The organism is Variovorax paradoxus (assembly GCF_000834655.1).
Classification (GTDB): Bacteria; Pseudomonadota; Gammaproteobacteria; order Burkholderiales; family Burkholderiaceae_C; genus Variovorax; species Variovorax paradoxus_F.
In genome coordinates, this window is the sequence record NZ_JXQQ01000028.1 from 16,286 (window position 1) to 35,465 (window position 19,180).

Consider the following 19,180-nt stretch of genomic DNA (forward strand, 5'->3'; position numbering starts at 1 on the left):
CGCGTGAAGCTGGGGCACGTTCAATGGGCGCACGAGGCGTGAGAGGCGCAAGAGGCAAAAGAGGTGCCGCGCCGGCTAATCGGAAAAAAATGGATCGCCGGGATCATGCCTGGGCGCCCTTCGCTGTCTCCTCGGCCACTCCCCACACGCCAAAGCGAGGCATGAGGCTGCGAAAGCCGGCCACTGCGCCTCGGCGGGCGGCCTCCACGGAGGCCGGGTCGGCCAAGGCGGCGCCGAGCTGGGCGACGAAATCCTTCCACTGGGCCGGCAGTCCGTCGGGCGCATCGACCGGCTGGAAATACCGCATCGGATGCGGCGCCAGGCGCGAGGCGAGCCGCTTGTGCATCGCCATGCCACCCAACTGCGAGCCCTCGACCACATAGGCCAGGCCCCAGGCGAAGGCGGGTTCGCGGGCGGCTTCCTCCACCAACCCGGCGGGCATGCCGTCGGCGTCGTCGTTGCCCTCGCGGGCGGTGCCGTGCGGCCCGTGGAGGTCGTCAAGGTCGAGCGCCAGCGCGGCAAGGCGGCGGTCGGTGCGCCGGGCAATGCGGTCCAGGCCCGGCACGCCCGGTGCAGCGAGCGCCGCGCGCACCGCCTGCAGCCAGGGGCGCAGCGCGCGCAGGTGCGCGGCATAGTCGGCCAGCGAGGCGTCGGCGCGTGCGATCGGCAGCCGGCTGTCCAGCGCCTCGTGCAAGGCGTGGGTGGCGGTTCGCAACGGGCGCAGCACGTCGGCAATGGCAGGCGGGTTGGTCGTCATGAAGCGGTCGAAAACGGCGGTCGAAAGGATACAAAAACCCCCGATCCGGGGGTGTGGCAAGCCTACGCGAAGCCGGCACGCCGGTGGTGGGCGCGCTTCCCATCCGGCAGTAGGAATTCAGGCCGGGGCGCTCGTAAACTGGCCGCTTCGCTCCCTCAGCCTTCCCTCTCCCCGCCGACGAATGGACGCCATGACCCAGCCGCAGCCCTCCCCCTCCCTCTCCCCCGCGCTCGTCTCCGCCTTCGCGCCCCAAGGCACGCTGCGCGCTTCCATCAACCTGGGCAACCCGATCCTCGCCAACAAGGACGCCGCGACCGGCGAGCCGGTGGGCGTGTCGATCGACCTCGCGCGCGAGTTCGCGCGGCGCCTGGGCGTGGGCATCGAGCTCGTGGTGTTCGAGAAGGCCGCGGCCTCGGTCGATGCGGTGAAGAACGAAAAGGCCGACATCGGCTTCTTCGCCGTCGATCCCGCGCGCAGCGAAGGCCTGCGCTTCACCGCGCCCTATGTGCTGATCGAGGGCAGCTACCTCGTGCGCGAATCGTCGGCGCTCGCAGACAACGCGCAGGTCGATGCGCAAGGCCATCGCATCTCGGTCGGTTCGGGCAGCGCCTACGACCTGTTCCTCACGCGCAAGATCGCGCACGCCGAGATCGTCCGGCTGCAAGGCGCCGGCCCGGCGCTCGCCGCGCTGCGATCGGGCGAAGTCGAGGTGGCCGCCGGCATTCGCCAGCTGCTCGAGGGCGAGGCGCAGCGCGCACCGGGCGTGCGCGTGCTGCCGGGCCGCTTCATGGTGATCCAGCAGGCCATGGGCACGCCGGCCAGCCGCGGCGCGGAGGCACAGGCGCTGCTCGCCGCCTTCGTCGAGGAGATGAAGGCGAGCGGCTTCGTCGCCGATGCGCTCAAACGCCACCGCATCGAGGGCGCGATCGTCGCGCCATAGGCGGCTAGAGCTTGTAGGCTTCGACCGGCCCCTGCGAATAAAAGAGGAAGTAGCCGGTCTCCGTCTTGAAGCTGTTCTTCTGCCAACCCGGCGGCACCTTGAAGATCGCCAGCTGGTCGCTCGAGACGCCGACGAACTGCGTGTTCTCGCCGTCCGTGGTGATCTTGTTCCAGCGTTCGCGCGTCACCGGCTGCATCTGCATCTTGGGTTCGCTCCACTCGGGCGTGCGCACCTTGTCCCGCATGATGTAGCGGTCGCCCTGGCGCTCGATCTTCACGACCTCCTTGAGCGCGCCGTTCTTCTTGATGGCATAGACGCCGACCAGTTCGGCCTCGGGTCCGCCACCCGCGCCGCAGCCAGCCAGCAGTGCGGCGCAGGCGCCCGCCGCGATGTACTTGAATAGGTTTTTCATGATGGTCATGGTGTGAGGCGTGAACCGCCGAACGCTCCCGTGAAGGCGCGCCCGGCCGGCATCACGCATGGGTCACGAGGCTCAGCGCTTGTCGTTCTCGCGCAGCTTCAGGCTGCCCTGGAAGCGCAGCGCGTGCGGGTACTCCTCCTTCTCGCCCGCGTCCACCGCCGCCATCTTCTGCTGGCTCAGCTGCGTCTTGGCGAGCAGCGGCGCCGGCAGGTTCAGCACGCCCTTGATCTGGTCGTACTGCGCCTGCGTGATGCGGCCCACGCTCAGCAGGCGGAACGCGTCGCGCTCGATGTTCAGCAACAGCGGCTTGTTGGCCGCCAGGTTCTGCACCTTGGCCAAGAGGTCGCTCCAAGACTGCGCGCTGTAGTTGCTCACGTAGTAGTCCTGCCCGGTCGGCCCGGCCAGCACCGCCGTGCAACCCGGCAGCTCCAGCTGCACCGCGTTGTTCGACAACACGAAGGTCTTGCGCTGCTCCATCGCATCGCCGTACGCCAGCGTGACGGGGATGGTCCACGTCGAGGCCGGGAACTGGTTCTGGTTGGGGAAAGCCTCCTGCGAGATGTTCACGTAGGTGCGGTCGCCGGCGCATTGCGCATCCACCGTCAGGAGCGGAATCCCCGTCTGGCGGATGAGGCTGTCGCCGATGTCGCTCACCTTCTTGTCGGTGACCTTCTCCAGCGAACTCCACAGCCGCGACGGCGTGACGTTGCCGTACGCATAGTCCTTCAGGTAGATCTGCAGGCCCTTCTGCATCGCCTCTTCGCCGATGTAGTTCTGGATCGTCTCCAGCACGTGGCTGCCCTTGTTGTAGACGAAGATCGACGGGCTGATGAAGCCGAACGAACCCGCGTCGTTCAGGTTGCGCTGCACCGGCACCGCGGTGCTCTTCAGGTCGGCCACGATCACGTTGTGCTTGTCCAGCACGTAGTCCGAGAAGCTGTAGTACTCGGGGTGGAATTTGATCGTGGTGCGCCGCTCGAACCAGCGCGCGAACGACTCGTTGAGCCACACGTTGTCCCACCAGTCGAGCGTGACCAGGTCACCGAACCACTGGTGCGCCACCTCGTGCGTGACCACCGTCACCGAGTACAGCGTGGGCGTGTCGCCGGGCTTGGTCAGCACCGAGTCGGCGAACTCGAAGATCGAGCCCCAGTTCTCCATGCCGCCGAAGCCGGTGTTGGGCTTGTTGTTGTAGCTGTCGTTCGCCGCGACGGTGTCGAACTTCTTGAATGGCAGCGGGATGCCGGTGTACTTGTAGTAGTAGTCCATCGACACCTTGGTCCACTCCATCGCGAACTTGGCCCAGTCCGAGCGTCCCGGCGGCGTGAACCAGCGCAGCGGCATGTCGGTGCCGTCCAGCGGATTCTTGAAGGTGTCGGCCAGGATGTCGAACTTGCCGCCACCGAAGAAGGTGAGGTACATCGGCATCGAAGGCGTCTTCTCGAACGACACCTGCTGGTAGCCGTCGGGCAGCTTCACCGCCGACTTCTGCGCGCCGTTGGACACGGTCTTCCAGTCGCCCGGCACCTCGGCCGAGATCTCGAAGGTGTGGCGGAACGCAGGCTCGTCCCAGCCTGGGAACCACTGCCGCGCATAGTTGGTTTCGCCCTGCGTCACGATGGCATCGCTGCTCACTCCTTCGGGCGTGGACAGGCCCACCTTGAAGATGCCGGTCGCGGCCGAGCAGAACGGGTTGCGCGCCACTTCGGCGGGCGGGCAGTACTCCGCATCGGAGAACTGGATCTTGCCGTCCCACTCCATGTGCAGCAGGTACTTGCCCTTGGCGATCTGGCCGTCGTTCAGGCGCAGTTGCACGAAGTCGCCGAGCGTCTGCGGCGTCGGGATCAGCGGGATCGCCTCGCCCGGATTCGACACCTTGCGCAGCGTGGTGCGGCCCTTGGCGAAGTTCAGGTTGTGCGCAGCCACGACGATCGCATCGACCGGCTTGAGCACCTCGATCTCTACATCGCCGCGACCCACGAAAGTCTTGAGCGCCGCATCGGGGCGAAACCACAGCTTGTAGTTGCTCGGCCAGACCGTGTCGGGCAGTTCCATCGGCTTGGCGGACTTGTCGACCGCGGCATCGGCAACGGCGGCCGGCGCGGGCGCGCCATCGTCCGGCGTCTTGGCTGCACTGTCCGATGCGGGGCCGGAGGTGATCGGGCTCGAAAGACCGACACCCGAGCCGCCGCCGAAGGAAGGGCCACTGTCTCCGCCGCCGCCGCAAGCCGTGAGAACGGCAAGGGTCACTGCGGTGATGGCAAGATGATTCACGAGGGAGTAATTGAGTTTTTTCATGATCGCCTTCTGGTAAGGACATTGCGCTGCCGTGCATGCACCGGCGGGTAGCCGGCGATGCGCGGACACGCGCGGTGATGGAAGAACAACTGACGCTGCGAAGAGGCAGCACCGCACCCTCCCGGCGAACGAGACGTTCGTCAGGACAGCTGGGAACCACCGGAATCTGTCTTCGGCCGACGCAGCGCGAACAAGCGGATGAACGTGCGACGCCAAGCCACGCTGCAAGCTATGCAGGTGGCCCCAGGATGCGGGGGTTGATGGCTTCCATTCCCGTCGATGCGCGGGTGGATGGGATGCGGCGGGTCGGGCTCGAGGCGGGTGTGTGCCTTAGTGCCCGCGCATCGTCGGCGGACGTTCATGCATGGCAGGAACGACACGCGCTGTGCTGGTCAGGATCAGAATTCTTGCGGCTCTTGTCGTTGATATCACGCGCATTCCCTCGTCCATTGAATGCGCTCAGTTGTAGCTGATCGACTGCGATCCCTCAACGACTCGCGGAACTTTTCGCTCTCAAAATGTTCGCGCGTCATACGACGAATGGAGTCATCGCATCCGATGCATGGCATGCGATACGAAGATGGTTCTGCGGATGCGGCGCATGCACCGCATCGACACGAAAACTCGTAGACATCGAATGTGACGATGCAGCCACACTCCCCGCCTCGAAGCGATACAGGCGCTACGAAACCTGCGAATGCGCCACGCTCGACGCCACGCGCGTGCGTTCGCGCAGCCACAGCACGAAGCCGCAGCCGAACACCACGACCTGCGTGCCGATCAGCAATGCGAAGCCCGCGAAGAAGCCCGATGCGGATGCAGCCGATGCGGTGGCCGTGCCCGATGCGGACGCACCGTGCGACACCGCGCTGATCACGCCGCCCATCAACGCCGGCATGAAGCCGGCCACGAGGCTCCCTGCACCGTTGGTCACGCCGAATGCGCTCGCGGTGTGCTCGGGCCGAGAGCAATGCTGGATCGTGCTGGGGATCGCGGGGCTCTGCAGTCCCCAGAAGAAATTGGCAGCCACGAGGCAGCACGCCGCGGCATACGGGTCGTGTGCATTGATGGCCATGAGCACCGACAGCGCCACGCCCACGCTCGCCCCCATGAAGATGACGGGCACGTGCGCGCGCTCGATCCTGTCGATGAGCACGCCGCTCACCAGCACGGCGAGCACCGTGGCGTACTGCGGCAGCGAAGCGAGCCAGCCCATCTCGCGCAGCGAGAAGCCGCGCGCCTCGTGCAGGTAGGTGGGCAGCCAATTGCTGCTGCCCCAGAGGTAGGCGAGCGCGGCCGACGTGAGCAAGGTGATGAGGAACAGGTGCCGCGTCTGCAGCGCGCCCTTCACGATCGCGCCCACGCGCGCCATCGCTTCGCCGAGCGACGAAGGCCGCGCCGCGTCTTCCTTGCCGGGCGGCATGCGCACGAACGCGAGCACCAGCGGAATGCCCAGCGCGATGTTCATGATGCCCAACACATGGAACGAGGTGTCCCACTGGAACTGCGCAAGCAGGTAGCCGACCAGCGGATAGCCCACGGCCAGGCCGAGGCCCGTGCCCATGTTGACGAGCGCATTGGGCTTGCCGTTCTCATGGCTCTGGAAGTGCGCCTTGATGTACGAGGAAGCCAGCGAGAACAGCGGCCCCTCCGACACGCCCAGGAGAATGCGCGAAGCCAGCAGCAGCCCGTAGCTGTTGAACATCGGCGAGGCCCACGTCACCACGCCCCAGAGGATGAGGCCATAGACCAGGCTGCGCCGCACGCCGAAGAGCGCCGAGCAGAACGGCGTGAGCACGAAGGCCGACACGCCGTAGCCCAGCATGAACGCCGTCGCCAGCAGCCCCTGGCTCACGCGGTCGTTCGCCGCGAGGCCCACATGGTCCAGGAACGCGGCGTCGGTGATCAGCACCGCGATGTTGATGCGGTCCACGTACGAGATCGCGACGATCACGAACAGCGTGATGACGCCGTACCAACGAAGGTGTTTGCTCTGCATGTGTGTTGCTCTTGCTGCCGTGGCGGCGGTGATGGCGCGTGCGCCCGGTCCTAGAACATGTGGCGCATGCCGAACTCGGTGCCGCTGGAGGCACGGTTCGGCGCGGTGATGGCGCCCGAGAGCGCCTGCGCGGCGCCGTTGCGGTTGCTGATGCGCGCGATGGTCGCGTACAGCGCGGTGCGCTTGGAGAGGTTGTGCACGTAGCCGATGGCCAGCTTCGACGAGGTGGGCTTCACCGCAGCACCGAACGGCTCGAGGCGGTAGCGCGCATAGGAGCCCTTGATCTCGCCCACGCCGATGGGCAGCTGGAAGCCGATGAGCGCGCCCTTGGCGTCGGTCGTGCCCTTCGATTCGGTGTACAGCTCGCTCGTGAGCTTGAGGTTCATGAGCGACGGACCGAAGGTGTAGGCCGCCCCCAGGTTGGTCACGCGCAGGTCGCCGCTCGCATAGCGCGTCTTGCCGGTCGCAATGGCGATGTTGAGGCCGCCGCTCTGGTAACCCAAGCGCAGGCCCGTGTGGTTGCCGTCGCGCTTGTTGGGCACCAGCGTGCCCGGCATCACCGAAGTGGAGTCGTTCTCGCCCATCGCGTACATCACCTGCCCGTAGAAGCCGCCGAGCGAGGCCGGCAGAAGGTAGCCGATGCTGTTCGATGCGCGCGTGCCGGTCGGTGCGACAAGGCCGCCGAGGCCCGAGAAATAGATCTGGTTGGCGCCGATGCCGCTGCCCGTGCCGAAGGGGTCGAAGATGGCGGTGTTCCAGAACGCGGGCACGTAGTCGCGACCCAGGCGCAGCTCGCCGAAGGGGCCAGCGAGGCTCACGGTCGAGCGGCGGTTGAAGCTCAGCACGCCCGCGGTGCCGTTGCCGCTCGCCTGGTTGTTCGAGTTCGAGGGGAACCCCATCGCGCTGTCGTTCTGCAGGCCCATCTCGAGCCAGAAGTTGGCCGAGTAGCCGCCGCCCAGGTCTTCGGTGCCGCGAAAGCCGAGGCGGCTGAACATGTTGCCGCTGTTGCTCAGCTGCGTCTTGTGGGCCGATCCGTCGCCGCTGCCGCGCGTGTAGGTGACGGCTGCGTCGACCACGCCGAAGAGCGTGAGGGAAGATTGGGCCAGCGCTCCGCCAGCCGTGCTGGCCGCAGCCAGCGCGATCAAGTAGTTTTTCAAAGGATGTCTCGGTTGGTTTTTCTCTGGCCGCAGCCTCAGATGTCCAGCACCAGCCGCTCGCCCTTGCAGCGAGAGACGCAGATCATCATGGTCTTGTTGGACGCACGCTCGATCTTGGTGAGGATGCCGTCGTGGTGCTCGACTTCGCCCTCGAGCACCGCCGTTTCGCAGGCGCCGCACACGCCTTCCTTGCAGCTGTGGTCGGGGTTGAGGCCGGCGTCGATGAGGCTGTCCAGGATCGACTTGCCGGCGGGCACCTCCACGCTCTTGCCGCTTTTCGCGCACTGCACCACGCAGCCCTGCGTGGCGCTGGGCGCCTCCACGTGCACCGCGGCAAAGCGCTCGATGTGCGCATTGGCGTAGCCGAGCTGCTCGCAGCCCTTCTCGAACGCATCGAGCATCGGCGTCGGGCCGCAGCAGTAATAGTGGCTCGCCGCACCCTTGCCGGCCAGCAGCGCGGCGAGGTCGGGCGGTGCGCCCCTCTCGTCGTCGAAGTGCCAGGTGAGCTGCACCGACTTTTCGTTCGCGAGCGCCTCGATGGCCTCGCAGAACGCGGCCTCCTTGCGGGTGCGCGCACAATACAAAAGCTCCACCGGCTGGCCGATGGCCACGAGCCGCTGCAGCATGCACCAGATGGGCGTCACGCCGATGCCGCCGGCCACGAGCACCGAACGCTCGGCGCCCTCCTGCAGCTTGAAGTTGTTGCGCGGCGCCGAGATCGGCAGCGTCATGCCCACGCGCAGCTGCTGGTGCACGTAGCGCGAGCCGCCGCGGCTCTTTCGGTCGTTGAGCACGCCGACGACGTAGCGTTGGCGGTCGCTGGACGGATTGCACAGCGAATAGCTGCGCACCAGCCCGTTGGGCAGGTGCAGGTCAATGTGGGAGCCGGCCTCGAAGGGCGGGAAGTCCACCGCGGGCGTGGCCGGCCGGAACTCGACGCTGACGATGCCGTCGGCCTCGTAGCGCATGGTGTGCACGAGGGCGTTCAGCGTGGGAGAAGACATTGGTAACTACCTCTTCAAAGACCCGGATTCATTCCAAGAAACACCGCGGAACCGGCTTTGCCGGGCCGCTGGTGTTGCCCCCTTCAAGGGGGCAGGAGGCCACACGAAGTGGGCAAGCCTGGGGGTTAGCCAAGTTGCGCCACCGCCAGGTTGCGCATGTGGCGGCGCAGGCGGACGATGCCCAGGTCGTGCTGGTACAGGTTCTCGTGCTGGTTGGCGTCGGCCTCCATCTCCTCGAGCATCACGCGGTCCTGCTCCAGCACATGCCAGTGGCGCGCCTCCAGGCGGTTCTTGTAGAGGAAACGCCAGGTGTCGCGCTCCCAGCCCTTCGGGAGCTTGCGCACGCGCCAGAAGAAGGTGGCCGTCATGCCCTTCACGATCGGCGAGAAGGCGCCGACGATGATGAAGTTGCCGCCGGGGCCGCCGGTCTTGGGGTACGGGATTTCAAGCCGCATCCAGTGGATGCCGGTGTCGGCCCATTCGGTCCAGTCGAAGTTGACGTTGCGCTGGCCTTCCTTCTCGAACACGAAGCCGATGTCGGTCGGGCGGATGCCGAACTTGGCCGACGAATCGCCCTCGGCCATCGAGTGCGACTGCTTGTGCAGGTACGTGCCATGCATCGGGTCCATCACGTTGTCGAGCACGTAGCGGTAGTCGCCTTTCCACTCGGTGTAGCAAAGGAAGCTGCCGTACTCGGCGTCGTCGGTCAGTTGCTCAGGCAACACCAGCGGCGGCGGCGCGTCGACGGGTTCCTTCGAGTTGTAGAGGAACACGGCACCCGCACGCTCCTGCACGTGGAAATGCCGCGTGGCCCGCGAGCCTTCGAGCTTGCAGCCCGGGCTGCCGGGCACGCGCGTGACGACGCCGTCATGGCGCACCTCGACGCCGTGGTACGGGCACGAGAGCCGGTCGCCCAGGATCACGCCCTGCGACAGCGGCGCGCCGCGGTGCGGGCAGCGGTCTTCCAGCGCATGCAGCACGCCCTCGCCGTCGCGCCAGAGCGCGATCTTGCGGCCCAGGCGCCGCAGCGAGATGGGGTTCTCCTTGATGAAGTGCGAGGGGCAGATGGGGTACCAGAGGTCCTTGAGGCCGATCTCCAACAGGTGGTCGACCGGATCGGCGGGAACGGGGGTGATGGCGATGGTCATGGGGTTCCTCTCACACTTTCTCTGAGGCCAGCGTGGCCATTTCCTTGCGGTACAGCGCCTCGGTCCAGAGCTGGCCGCCGGGCGTGGCGAGGCCGCTGTCGTTCAGGCGCTGCACCAATCCGCCGAGGTCGTGGATGCCATCGGCGAAGGCGCGTTCGATCACGTCGCCCAGCAGGTCTTCGTAAGTGGTCGCGGGGCGCTGGCGCGCCTGGTGCGGTTGGAGATAGCGGTCTTGTTGCATCGTGGGCCTCCGGGGGTGAGGGGAAATGAAATCAGGCGGTGGCGGCGACGGGTTCGCCCAGCGGCACGGCCCAGGCGTCGTAGCCGTAGACCCAGTCCGCATTGCCGCCTTCGCGCAGCCAGTTGTTGCCGCGCGAGCCGAGCTGCACCTGGCTGGCGCGCGCTATGCGGGCTTTCTCGTAATGCTTGAGCGCAGGGGCCACGTCGGCCATCGACGCGCCTTCGAGGTGGCGCGACAGCACCACGGCGTCTTCGATCGCCATGCCCGCACCCTGCGCCATGAAGGGGAGCATCGGATGCGCCGCATCGCCGAGCAGCGCCATGCGGCCCTCGGCCCACGCGGGCATCGGGTCGCGTTCGTACAGCGCGGTCTTGAGCACCGCGTCGCAGGCATCGAGCAAGGCGCGCGCCTCGGGGTGGTAGGCCACGTATTGCTCGCGCAGCTCGGCGACGCTGCCGGGCGCAGTCCACGACTCCAGGTGCCAGGTGTCCTGCGGCGTGGTCGCGAAGATGAAGATGTCCCTGCCGCGGTTCAGCGGGAAGGTGACGATCTGGCTCTGCGGGTTCGGACCCCACCACTTGGTGAAGGCGCCGAGGTTGGGCACGCCGGCCACCCGCTCTGCGGGCACCACGGCGCGGTAGGCGACGATGCCGGTGAAGCGCGGGCTCTCGGCGCCGAACATCGCGGTGCGCACGCACGAGTGGATGCCGTCGGCGCCGAGCAGCACGCCGACTCGGGCGCTGGTGCCATCGGTGAACGAGAGGGTCACGCCCTCGTCGTCCGCGGCGATCTTCTCTGCGCGCTTGCCGAGGGCCACGCGCTCGGCCGGGAACATGTCGGCCAATGCGGCCAGCAGGTCGGCGCGATGGATGGTGAGCTGCGGTGCGCCGTAGCGCGCTTCCGCCGAATCGGCCATCTCCAGGCGCGAGGTTTCCTCGCCGGTGTCGTAGGTGCGGCTGATGCGGTGCGACGGGCGTGCCGCCGTCACGCGGGCCGCTTCGCCCACGCCGAGGCCGTCGAGCGCGCGCACCGCGTTGGGCGTGAGGTTGATGTCCGCTCCGACGCGGGCAAACTGCTTCGCCTGCTCGAACACGACCACGTCGTGCCCCGCGCGCCGCAGCGCGATGGCAGCCACCAAGCCGCCGATGCCGGCACCGACGATGCCGATGGTGGATTCGCTTGTCTTCATGGATGGCTCTGCCTGTTCCTGCATGCGGCTCACTCGGCCACGATGTTCCGGGCCTTGATGATCCGGGCCCACACGGCGGTCTCGTCGCGGATGTGCGCGGCGAATTCGGACGGCTTCATCGCCGCATCGGTCATGCCCTGCACCTTCAGGCGCTCGCGCACGTCGGGCTGGGCCAGCATCTGCGCGGCGTCCTTCGCAAGCTGCTCGACCACGGCCGGCGGCGTGCCCCTGGGCGCGAGGAGGCCATACCAGGACGTCACGGTGACGCCCTGGATGCCCTGCTCCGCCAGCGTCGGGATATCGGGCGCCGCCGGGCTGCGCGTTGCCTCGGTCACGCCCAGCGCGACGAGCTTGCCGTTCTTGATGAAGGGCATGGTCGCGGGCAGGTTGCTGAACATCAGCGGCACCGAGCCGCCGAGCACGTCGTTGAGCGCCGGGGCCGTGCCCTTGTAGGGCACGTGCAGCAGGTCGATTCCGGCCTGCTGCTTGAAGAGCTCGCCCGCCAGGTGCAGGCCGCTGCCCACGCCCGGCGATGCGTACGACAGCGTGTCGGGCTTGGCCTTGGCCATCGCCACCAACTCCTTGGCGCTCTTGATGCCCGACGACGGCGCGGCCACCAGCACGTTGGGCGCCTTGGCCAGCATGGTGACGGGCACGAAGTCCTTCGCGATGTCGAACGGAAAGTTCGGCATCAGGGTCGGGTTGATCGTGAGGTTGCCGGCCGGCACCACGAGCAGCGTGTGGCCATCGCCCTTCGCGCGCTTGACCTTGTCGATGCCGATGTTGCCGGCCGCGCCCACGAGGTTCTCGACCACGGCCGCCTGGCCGTAGCGCTTGGCAAGGCCGTCGGAGAGCACACGCGCCAGCGTGTCGACCGGACCACCCGGCGGGAATGGCGAGACGATGGTGAAGCGGTCGCTGGAGAGCTGCTTCTGCGCATCGCTCTGCGCGTGTGCAGGCAATGTGACCGCCGCCAATGCGGCGATCAAAAGGGAGATGGAAAAACGTCGTTGCATGGTGATCGAGGCCGTCATTTCTTCTCGGTGAGGAAGGCGCCTTTCGGGCCTTCCGCGTTCTTCTGGCGGCGCGTGTTGCCATCGAGGCCGCCGTCGACCGCCCATTCGGCGAACACCGTCGGGCCCGGCTCGAATTCGCGCGGCTGCCACTCGGCCGTCAGTTGGTCTTCATCGGCGTAGTACTCGATGAGGCCGCCGGCCGGGTTCTTGAAGTACCAGAAGTACGCCGACGACACCGGGTGGCGGCCCGGGCCGAGCTGCGTTTCCCAGCCGCGGCGCGAGAACTGCAGGCCGCCGCCGAACACTTCGTGGATGTCGCGCACGGTGAACGCCACGTGGTTGAGTCCGCGCTTGCCCGAGGGAATCTGCAGCAGGAACAGGTCGTGGTGACCGCCCTCCGCCGCGCAGCGCATGAACGCGCCGCGGTTCGGGTAGCTGTCGGACGAGACGAAGCCGAAGCGACTCGCATAGAACGCGCTGGTGCCCACCACGTCGCTCACGAAGAACACGACGTGGCCGACTTCGATCGGCGTCGCACGCTCGTAGATCGGCGCGGGCTGGTTCACGCGCGGCTTGGCGTTCCAGGTGTTCATCGCGCCGCAGTCGATATCGACCGCGTGCTTGCGGTTGACCTGCAGGCGCACCGCGAGCCCGTTGGGGTCGATGCAGCCGATGCGGCGTGCGCCGTCGACGATGCCGTCGAAGAAGGCCGGGTCGTTCGAGATCGCTGCGGCGTAGCGGTCGAGGTCCGCCTCGTCTTGCACGCCCCACACCACTTCGCGCAGCGTCGGGCCCTCTTCCATCGCGGGCGGCAGGTCCGCCTTGTCCCACGCCGCGACGACGACCTTGCAGCCGTTGAGGCACTCGAAGACGAGTTCGTCGGCCGCCTCCGACTTCAGTGCGAGGCCCCAGTCCTCGAAGAACCGGCGGCAGGTGGGCAGGTCGTCCGCCCCGTAGGTGATCTGGTCGATGCCTAGAACGCTCATATCAATAACTCCGCCACATCGTTGGATTCGATACGGTTTGAAAGGACTTCTTCCAGGAATACCGCGGAACCGGCTTTGCCGGGCCGCAGGTATTGCCCCCTGCAAGGGGGTGGGCGAAGCGACACGAAGTGCGCGATAGCCTGGGGGTGTTTCATATTGCTGCCCACGGGAGCGGCTGGTCGTTGGTGCCCCAGTACATGCTCTTTTGCTCCATGTACTGGAAGATGCCTTCGCGGCCTTTCTCGCGGCCGAGGCCGCTGTCGCGCCAGCCGCCGAACGGCGTGGAGACCGAGAACTGCTTGTAGGTGTTGACCCAGACCGTGCCGGCCTGCACCGCGCGGCCGAGCTTCCAGGCGCGCTTGAAGTCGCGGCTCCACACGCCGGCGGCCAGTGCGTAGACGCTGTCGTTCGCCTGCGCGATCAGCGACTCTTCGTCGTCGAAAGGCATCGCGACGAGCACCGGGCCGAAGATCTCTTCCTGGCTGATTCGCGCGCCGTTGTCCAGGCCTTCGATGATGGTCGGCTTGTAGAAGTAGCCTTTGTCGTAGCCGGCACCGTGCGGGCGCACGCCACCGGTGCGGATGCGACCGCCTTCGGACACGCCGAGGTCCACATAGCGCTCGATGCCTTCGCGGTGCTTCGCCGTGATGAGCGGACCCATCTGCGTGCGCTCCGAAGCCGGATCGCCCACGCGCAGCGCATTGGCGCCTTCGGCCAGCCGCGTGAGGAATTCGTCGTAGATGCTGCGCGCGACGAAAAGGCGCGAGCCCGCGATGCACGACTCGCCCGACGAACTGAAGATGCCGTACAGCACGCCGTTCACCGCATGGTCGAGGTCCGCGTCGTCGAGCACCATGGTGGGCGACTTGCCGCCCAGCTCCAGCGACACCGGCATCATCTTGTCGGCCGCGATGTGCGCGATGTGCTTGCCGGTGGTCGTGCCGCCGGTGAACGACACGCGCTTGACCAGCGGATGCTTGGTGATCGCGTCGCCGATGACCGAGCCCTTGCCCGGCAGCACGCTCACGATGCCCTTGGGCACGCCGGCCTGCTCGCAGATGCGCGCGAGTTCCAGCGCCATGAGCGGCGTGACTTCGGCGGGCTTGACGACCACCGCGTTGCCGGCCGCGAGCGCGGGCGCGAGCTTCTGCGCTTCGCTCGCAATCGGCGAGTTCCACGGCGTGATGGCCGCGACCACGCCCATCGGCTCGTGCACGCTCATCGTGACGAAGGCGCCGCGCGAGGGAGTGATGGTCTCTTCGAGCGTCTCCAGCGCGGCCGCGAAGAACTGGAAGGTGCCCGCCGCGCTCGCCACGAGGTTGCGGGTTTCGTTGATCGGCTTGCCGTTGTCCAGGCGCTGCTTCTGCGCGAGGGATTCGCTCTCTTCGCGGATCAGCTGCGCCACGCGGTGCAGCACGGCCGCGCGCTCGTGCGGCAGGCGCTGCGCCCAGCCGCTGGTGCGAAAGGCGTGGTCTGCGCGAACGATGGCCTCCTCGACGTCGGCAAGGCTCGCGGCCTTCAGGCGCGCGATCGGCTCGCCCGTGGCCGGGTACAGGCTTTCATACACATCGCCGCCGCCAAGGCGCCATTCGCCGGCAATGCAGATCGTAAGAAGTTCGGAGGAAATCATGGGGAGCAATTCAGATGACTAGCGGCGCCACGCGGTTGCGCAGCGCGCGCACCGCGCTGTAGACGGTCAGCGCCGAGGTCTTGGGGTTGGCCGCGAGCGGCTTGTTGCGCATGGTCAGCTCGAAGCTGCCGAAGGCGCCTTCGGCTTCGACGGTGTGCACGTTCTCGGCGGTGGCGGGGTCCGCGATCAGGCGCACCTGCGTCTTGTCGAGGCCGAGCCCCGCGAGCGAGACGGTGGCCGCGACGTTGGCGTTCTTCGGGTACAGCAGGGCCGCCTCGCGCGCGCTGCCTTCGAAGATCACCGTGGCCTGCGTCAACGCATCGAGGTCGCGGCCCTGTTCGGCCGGCGTGCCCTTCCAGGCCTTGGGGGGCTTCCGGCCGGTGTAGCGCACGTTGTCGAGGCCGCCGATGCGGGCCGCGGCCAGCGCGTCGATCGCGCCGATGGCGCCGGGAATCAGCTGCACCTGCGTGCGGCCGGCAACGGCGGCGGCTTCGAGCTTTTCAGCAAGGCCCGCAGCCGACAGCGCGCCGACCGAGGCAACCACGCACGGCGTGCCGCGCGCAAGCGCCGGCAGCACGTGCTCTTCGATGGCGGCATGGCCCGCGGTCTCGACCACGAGGTCGATGCCGGCGACAGGCACCATGCTCAGCACCTGCGCACCGGGCACGGCCTTCTTCGCGGCGGCCATGCCCTCGACGGGCACGACGACGACCGTCACCCGCAGGGCGGGATCGCCCCTGAGCAGTTCGAGCACCGCGGTGCCGATGGCGCCGCAGCCGACGAGTGCGATGCGTGTGATGGCGGTCATGGGCTTGGCTGCGCTCGCTCTCACCGGGCCGTACCGAGCGCGGGAATCTGCGTGACCGTGTTGGTCGGCGGGCCGGCGAAGCTGGTCTTGAAGCCGCCGATGGAGAGCATGTCGATCTCCAGCAGGAACGGGCCGTCGGTGGACAACGCTTCGTCCAGCCGCGCCGGCAGGTCGGCCAGGTCTATCACGCGGGCGTGCGGCAGCGCGATCGACTTGCACAGCAGGTCGTAGTCGGGCGTGTGCAGCTCGGCGTAGCACTGGCGGCCGCCGTACTGCGCATCCTGGATGTTCTTGATGACGCCGTAGCTCTTGTCGTTCATGAGCACGATCACCATCGGCGCCTTCTCCTGCACCATGCAGGCGAGCTCGCCCAGGTTCAGGATGAAGCCGCCGTCACCGGCCAGGCAAAAGGTCTTGCGGCCCGAGCCGGTCACCGCCGCGCCGATGGCCGCGCCGATGGCCATCGGCATGCCCTGGCCGATGCCGCCGCCCGTGGCGTGCACGCCGGCGCTCGGCTCGAAGATGCGCAGCTCGCGGTTGCCCCAGGTGCTGTTGGAGACGGTCACGTCGCGCACCCAGTTGAACTTGCGGCCCGCGGCGGACTGGAGCCGGCGCACGAGTTCGGCGTACGGGCCGAGGCCGTCGCGCAGCGTGGCCACCGCCTGGTCGTGCGCGGCGCGCAGGTCGGCCAGCAGTTGCGCATCGGCCTTGTAGCGGGCGGCTTCGAGGCGATCGGCCAGGCCTTCGAGGGCCAGTGCCGAGTCGCCGCAGACGAAGGCCTCGGAGGCATAGCAGCGGCCTTCGGCGGCGGCATCGGCGTCGATGCGGTACAGCGGGCGTGGCAGCTTCAGTTCGTACTTGAGCGTCTCGTTGCCGCGCAGGCGCGAGCCGACCACGAGCATCGCGTCGCAGGTTTGATAGAAGGCCTCGACCGGCTTCTGGATGTTGTAGGCGCCGAGTGACCCGGCATCGTCCTCGGGTACCGTGCCGCGGCCCTGCGTGGTGGTGACGACGCCGAAGCCCAGCTTCTGCAGGCGCTCGATGGCGGCGCGGGCGTGGCGCGCACCGCCGCCGACCCACAGCAGCGGCCGCCTGGCGGACGCCAGCCGTGCGGCCAGCGCATCGAGCGCGGCGGCGGACGGCACGGGCAGTTCCACCGGCAGCGGCGAGAGGTCGGCCGGCATCGTGGTGAGCGCCGACTGGATGTCGATCGGGATCTCCACGCTCACCGGGCCGGTCGGCGCCGTGAGCGCGAGCTGCACCGCGCGCTTGAGCGTGCCGAGCACCGTCTCCACGCTGCGCACGCGCAGGGCCGCCTTCGACACGGCCTTGAGCATGGTGAGCTGGTCGGGCGCCTCATGGATGTACGACATGCCCTTGTCCAGGTACGGCGTCTCGATCTGTCCGGTGATGTGCAGGAGCGGCGCGCCGGCGGTCAGCGCTTCGACCAGGCTGCCCGCGATGTTGCCTGCGGCAGGGCCGGTGCTGGTGATGCACACGCCCAGGCTCGCGGTGGAGCGCGCGTAGGCGTCCGCCATGTTGCCCGCGCCGGCTTCGCCGCGCGAGGAAATGAAGCGGATCGTGCCGCGCTGCGCGAACGCATCGAGGATCGGCATGTTGTGGATCGAGATCACGCCGAAAGCTGCCTTGACGCCGCACTGCTCAATGAAAGCGGCGACGACAGCGCCGACAGTGACTTGCTTGGCTGTCATCAGATCCCCCCGGAGAGCGTTTGGATGGCGCGCATCGGAATGTCGGCGCGGCCGAGGTGGGAAACGCCGCGGAACCGGCTCTGCCGGGCCGCTGGTGTTGCCCCCTCGAGAGGGTGCAGAAGCCACACGAAGTGGACAAGGCTGGGGGTGGGCTTAGGCATGGCGTGAATGGCCTCCGGAGATATCGATGTGGCTGCCCGTCGTGTAGGAAGCGAGGGGCGAAGCGAGGAAAAGGATCGCGCGTGCGGCTTCTGTCGGAAGCCCCAGGCGACCCAGCGGGATGTGCTTGGTCTTCGCGAGCTGGCCGCTCCAGGCGGCCCAGTCCACGGACTTGTCTTCGCGCGCCTCGAAGCGGCGGCGCCACTGGCCCGACTCGACGAGGCCGATCAGGATGCCGTTGACGCGCACGCCCTGCGGCGCGAATTCTGTGGCCATCGAGCGCACGAGATTCAGCAAGCCCGCGCGCGCGGCCGACGTGGCGACCATGTGCGGCTCGGGCTGGCGAGCGAGCAGCGAGTTGGCGCAGACGATGGCTGCATCGCCCAGCACGGCGCGCTGCGCCGCGAGCTGCGGCAGGAAGGCGCGCGTGGGGTGGATGACGGAAAAGAACTTCAGGTGAAGCTCGTCCATCCAGGCCGCATCCTCGGTGTCGGCGAAGGTGGAGACGCGTCCCTGCCCCGCGTTGTTGACCAGCATCGAGGCCGGGCCGAGCGCGGCCTCGCTGGCGGCGGCGAAAGCCTTCACCGCAACGCCGTCGAGCACGTCGCACGGCTGCGCGAAGAGCTTCGCATCGGGGAACTGCGCGCGCAGGCCGGCCACCGCGCGGTCCAGCCGCTCGGCGTTGCGGCCGCACAGCGCGACGGCCGCGCCGCTTGCGAGCAGCAGCTCGACGGTCGCGAGGCCGATGCCCGAGGAGCCGCCCGTGACCACCGCCACGCGGCCCGCCAATGCATCGGCGGCAAAGAATTGGGAAGGTGCCTGAATCGTCATGTCCGTCACGTCGTCATGCGCTGCGAAGCGGCACCACCTTGTTGCTGCGCGCAGGCGAATAGTTCAGAAGCCCCGAGATCTCGTCGGCCACGCCGCGCACGCGCAGCACCATCTCGTCCATGCGGCTTTCCTCGATGTGGTCCGAGGTGATGGTCGCGCCCAGCGCCGCCACGATGTGGCCGCTGTGGTCGCGCACCGGCGCGGCGATGCTGGAGATGTTCGATTCGAAGAAGCCCTCGCCCAGCACGTAGCCGCGCGAGCGGTCGGCCTGCACCATGTCGAAGAGCTCGTTCACCGTCTTGGGCGTGCTTGGCGAGAAGGTCTCCAGCTTGTCTTCGGGGTAGAGCGCACGCAGCTGCGGCAGCGTGAGGTCTTCGAGCAGCACGCGGCCGAGCACCGTGGCGTGGGCCGGCAGGCGCGTGCCCACGGTGACCGAGCTGGCGAACGGCGTGGGCGGCGCGACCTTGGCGACGTACACGATCGAGCGGCCGTCGCGCACCACCAGGTTGCAGGGCGTGCGCAGCTCGTCGCACAGGCGGTTGAGCAGCGGCGTGCCCAGCTGCGTGAGTTCGAGCGAGGCGAGGTATTCGAAGCCCAGGCGCAGCACCGCGAGGCCCAGGCGGTAGTCGCGGCCGCCCTCGGCACGTTCGAGAAAGCCCATGTTCTCCAGCGTGGTGAGCAGGCGGAACACGGTCGAGCGCGGCAGGTCGAAGCGGCGCGCCAGCTCGGGCGCGGAGAGCGTGCGGTTCTCGCGGCTGAACTCGCACAGCACGCGCAGGCCGCGTTCGAGCGCCGGCACGTTGTAGCGGTCGGCGCCCTCTTCCATCACTTCGTTGTCGTTCGTTGCCATGGTGATTCGTTGTTTCCGTTGGTTCTTCTTCGGT

Annotated in this window: 17 protein-coding genes; 1 reads left to right on the top strand and 16 read right to left on the bottom strand. The window is 67.8% G+C overall.

Annotated elements, in window-relative coordinates; genetic code table 11:
• Window positions 1-103: 103 nt before the first annotated feature.
• The gene (locus tag RT97_RS12650; RefSeq protein WP_042579140.1) at window positions 104-757 is read right to left on the bottom strand and encodes a biliverdin-producing heme oxygenase; all 654 of its coding nucleotides are present in this window, start codon (window positions 755-757) and stop codon (window positions 104-106) included.
• A 190-nt stretch (window positions 758-947) separates the two neighbouring features.
• Here RT97_RS12650 and RT97_RS12655 point away from each other — a divergent pair, with 190 nt between their 5' ends.
• A complete protein-coding gene (locus tag RT97_RS12655) occupies window positions 948-1,697 on the top strand; it encodes a transporter substrate-binding domain-containing protein (protein WP_042579141.1) in 750 nt (249 codons plus the stop codon).
• A 4-nt stretch (window positions 1,698-1,701) separates the two neighbouring features.
• On the opposite strand, the gene RT97_RS12660 is transcribed toward RT97_RS12655, so the two are convergent.
• The 15 genes from RT97_RS12660 to RT97_RS12730 form a co-directional block, all read right to left on the bottom strand.
• Window positions 1,702-2,109 carry a hypothetical protein gene (locus tag RT97_RS12660; protein ID WP_042579384.1) on the bottom strand — a complete coding sequence of 136 codons (408 nt, stop codon included), beginning with the start codon at window positions 2,107-2,109 and terminating at the stop codon, window positions 1,702-1,704.
• 81 nt (window positions 2,110-2,190) lie between these two features.
• Window positions 2,191-4,416 (bottom strand): M1 family metallopeptidase, encoded by a 2,226-nt coding sequence (locus RT97_RS12665; protein ID WP_042579142.1) that lies wholly within the window; start codon window positions 4,414-4,416, stop codon window positions 2,191-2,193.
• Between the two features lie 682 nt (window positions 4,417-5,098).
• The gene (locus tag RT97_RS12670; RefSeq protein ID WP_042579143.1) at window positions 5,099-6,415 is read right to left on the bottom strand and encodes an MFS transporter; all 1,317 of its coding nucleotides are present in this window, start codon (window positions 6,413-6,415) and stop codon (window positions 5,099-5,101) included.
• A gap of 50 nt (window positions 6,416-6,465) precedes the next feature.
• Window positions 6,466-7,572 (bottom strand): porin, encoded by a 1,107-nt coding sequence (locus RT97_RS12675; protein ID WP_042579144.1) that lies wholly within the window; start codon window positions 7,570-7,572, stop codon window positions 6,466-6,468.
• Between the two features lie 35 nt (window positions 7,573-7,607).
• The gene (locus RT97_RS12680) at window positions 7,608-8,576 is read right to left on the bottom strand and encodes a PDR/VanB family oxidoreductase (protein WP_042579145.1); all 969 of its coding nucleotides are present in this window, start codon (window positions 8,574-8,576) and stop codon (window positions 7,608-7,610) included.
• 125 nt (window positions 8,577-8,701) lie between these two features.
• Entirely contained in the window at window positions 8,702-9,724 is a 1,023-nt protein-coding gene (locus RT97_RS12685) for an aromatic ring-hydroxylating oxygenase subunit alpha (protein ID WP_042579146.1), read from the bottom strand.
• Window positions 9,725-9,734: 10 nt separating this feature from the next.
• Entirely contained in the window at window positions 9,735-9,965 is a 231-nt protein-coding gene (locus RT97_RS12690; RefSeq protein ID WP_042579147.1) for a recombinase-like helix-turn-helix domain-containing protein, read from the bottom strand.
• 31 nt (window positions 9,966-9,996) lie between these two features.
• Window positions 9,997-11,154 carry an FAD-dependent monooxygenase gene (locus tag RT97_RS12695; RefSeq protein WP_042579148.1) on the bottom strand — a complete coding sequence of 386 codons (1,158 nt, stop codon included), beginning with the start codon at window positions 11,152-11,154 and terminating at the stop codon, window positions 9,997-9,999.
• 29 nt (window positions 11,155-11,183) lie between these two features.
• A complete protein-coding gene (locus RT97_RS12700; RefSeq protein ID WP_042579385.1) occupies window positions 11,184-12,170 on the bottom strand; it encodes a Bug family tripartite tricarboxylate transporter substrate binding protein in 987 nt (328 codons plus the stop codon).
• Between the two features lie 14 nt (window positions 12,171-12,184).
• Complete coding sequence (locus RT97_RS12705; RefSeq protein ID WP_042579149.1) at window positions 12,185-13,156, bottom strand: VOC family protein; 972 nt, start codon at window positions 13,154-13,156, stop codon at window positions 12,185-12,187.
• 151 nt (window positions 13,157-13,307) lie between these two features.
• Complete coding sequence (locus RT97_RS12710) at window positions 13,308-14,786, bottom strand: aldehyde dehydrogenase (RefSeq protein WP_042579150.1); 1,479 nt, start codon at window positions 14,784-14,786, stop codon at window positions 13,308-13,310.
• A 10-nt stretch (window positions 14,787-14,796) separates the two neighbouring features.
• Complete coding sequence (locus tag RT97_RS12715; RefSeq protein WP_172672203.1) at window positions 14,797-15,585, bottom strand: aspartate dehydrogenase; 789 nt, start codon at window positions 15,583-15,585, stop codon at window positions 14,797-14,799.
• Between the two features lie 29 nt (window positions 15,586-15,614).
• The gene (locus tag RT97_RS12720; RefSeq protein ID WP_042579152.1) at window positions 15,615-17,306 is read right to left on the bottom strand and encodes a thiamine pyrophosphate-binding protein; all 1,692 of its coding nucleotides are present in this window, start codon (window positions 17,304-17,306) and stop codon (window positions 15,615-15,617) included.
• Window positions 17,307-17,459: 153 nt separating this feature from the next.
• A complete protein-coding gene (locus tag RT97_RS12725) occupies window positions 17,460-18,296 on the bottom strand; it encodes an SDR family oxidoreductase (protein ID WP_042579153.1) in 837 nt (278 codons plus the stop codon).
• Between the two features lie 13 nt (window positions 18,297-18,309).
• Complete coding sequence (locus tag RT97_RS12730; protein WP_042579154.1) at window positions 18,310-19,146, bottom strand: IclR family transcriptional regulator; 837 nt, start codon at window positions 19,144-19,146, stop codon at window positions 18,310-18,312.
• Window positions 19,147-19,180: the final 34 nt, after the last annotated feature.

Bases quoted from the DNA above. Each gene is read 5' to 3' on its own strand.
- RT97_RS12650 (WP_042579140.1), bottom strand. From the start codon at position 757: ATGACGACCAACCCGCCTGCCATTGCCGACGTGCTGCGCCCGTTGCGA.
- RT97_RS12655 (WP_042579141.1), top strand. From the start codon at position 948: ATGACCCAGCCGCAGCCCTCCCCCTCCCTCTCCCCCGCGCTCGTCTCC.
- RT97_RS12660 (WP_042579384.1), bottom strand. From the start codon at position 2,109: ATGAAAAACCTATTCAAGTACATCGCGGCGGGCGCCTGCGCCGCACTG.
- RT97_RS12665 (WP_042579142.1), bottom strand. From the start codon at position 4,416: ATGAAAAAACTCAATTACTCCCTCGTGAATCATCTTGCCATCACCGCA.
- RT97_RS12670 (WP_042579143.1), bottom strand. From the start codon at position 6,415: ATGCAGAGCAAACACCTTCGTTGGTACGGCGTCATCACGCTGTTCGTG.
- RT97_RS12680 (WP_042579145.1), bottom strand. From the start codon at position 8,576: ATGTCTTCTCCCACGCTGAACGCCCTCGTGCACACCATGCGCTACGAG.
- RT97_RS12685 (WP_042579146.1), bottom strand. From the start codon at position 9,724: ATGACCATCGCCATCACCCCCGTTCCCGCCGATCCGGTCGACCACCTG.
- RT97_RS12690 (WP_042579147.1), bottom strand. From the start codon at position 9,965: ATGCAACAAGACCGCTATCTCCAACCGCACCAGGCGCGCCAGCGCCCC.
- RT97_RS12695 (WP_042579148.1), bottom strand. From the start codon at position 11,154: ATGAAGACAAGCGAATCCACCATCGGCATCGTCGGTGCCGGCATCGGC.
- RT97_RS12700 (WP_042579385.1), bottom strand. From the start codon at position 12,170: ATGCAACGACGTTTTTCCATCTCCCTTTTGATCGCCGCATTGGCGGCG.
- RT97_RS12705 (WP_042579149.1), bottom strand. From the start codon at position 13,156: ATGAGCGTTCTAGGCATCGACCAGATCACCTACGGGGCGGACGACCTG.
- RT97_RS12710 (WP_042579150.1), bottom strand. From the start codon at position 14,786: ATGATTTCCTCCGAACTTCTTACGATCTGCATTGCCGGCGAATGGCGC.
- RT97_RS12720 (WP_042579152.1), bottom strand. From the start codon at position 17,306: ATGACAGCCAAGCAAGTCACTGTCGGCGCTGTCGTCGCCGCTTTCATT.
- RT97_RS12725 (WP_042579153.1), bottom strand. From the start codon at position 18,296: ATGACGATTCAGGCACCTTCCCAATTCTTTGCCGCCGATGCATTGGCG.
- RT97_RS12730 (WP_042579154.1), bottom strand. From the start codon at position 19,146: ATGGCAACGAACGACAACGAAGTGATGGAAGAGGGCGCCGACCGCTAC.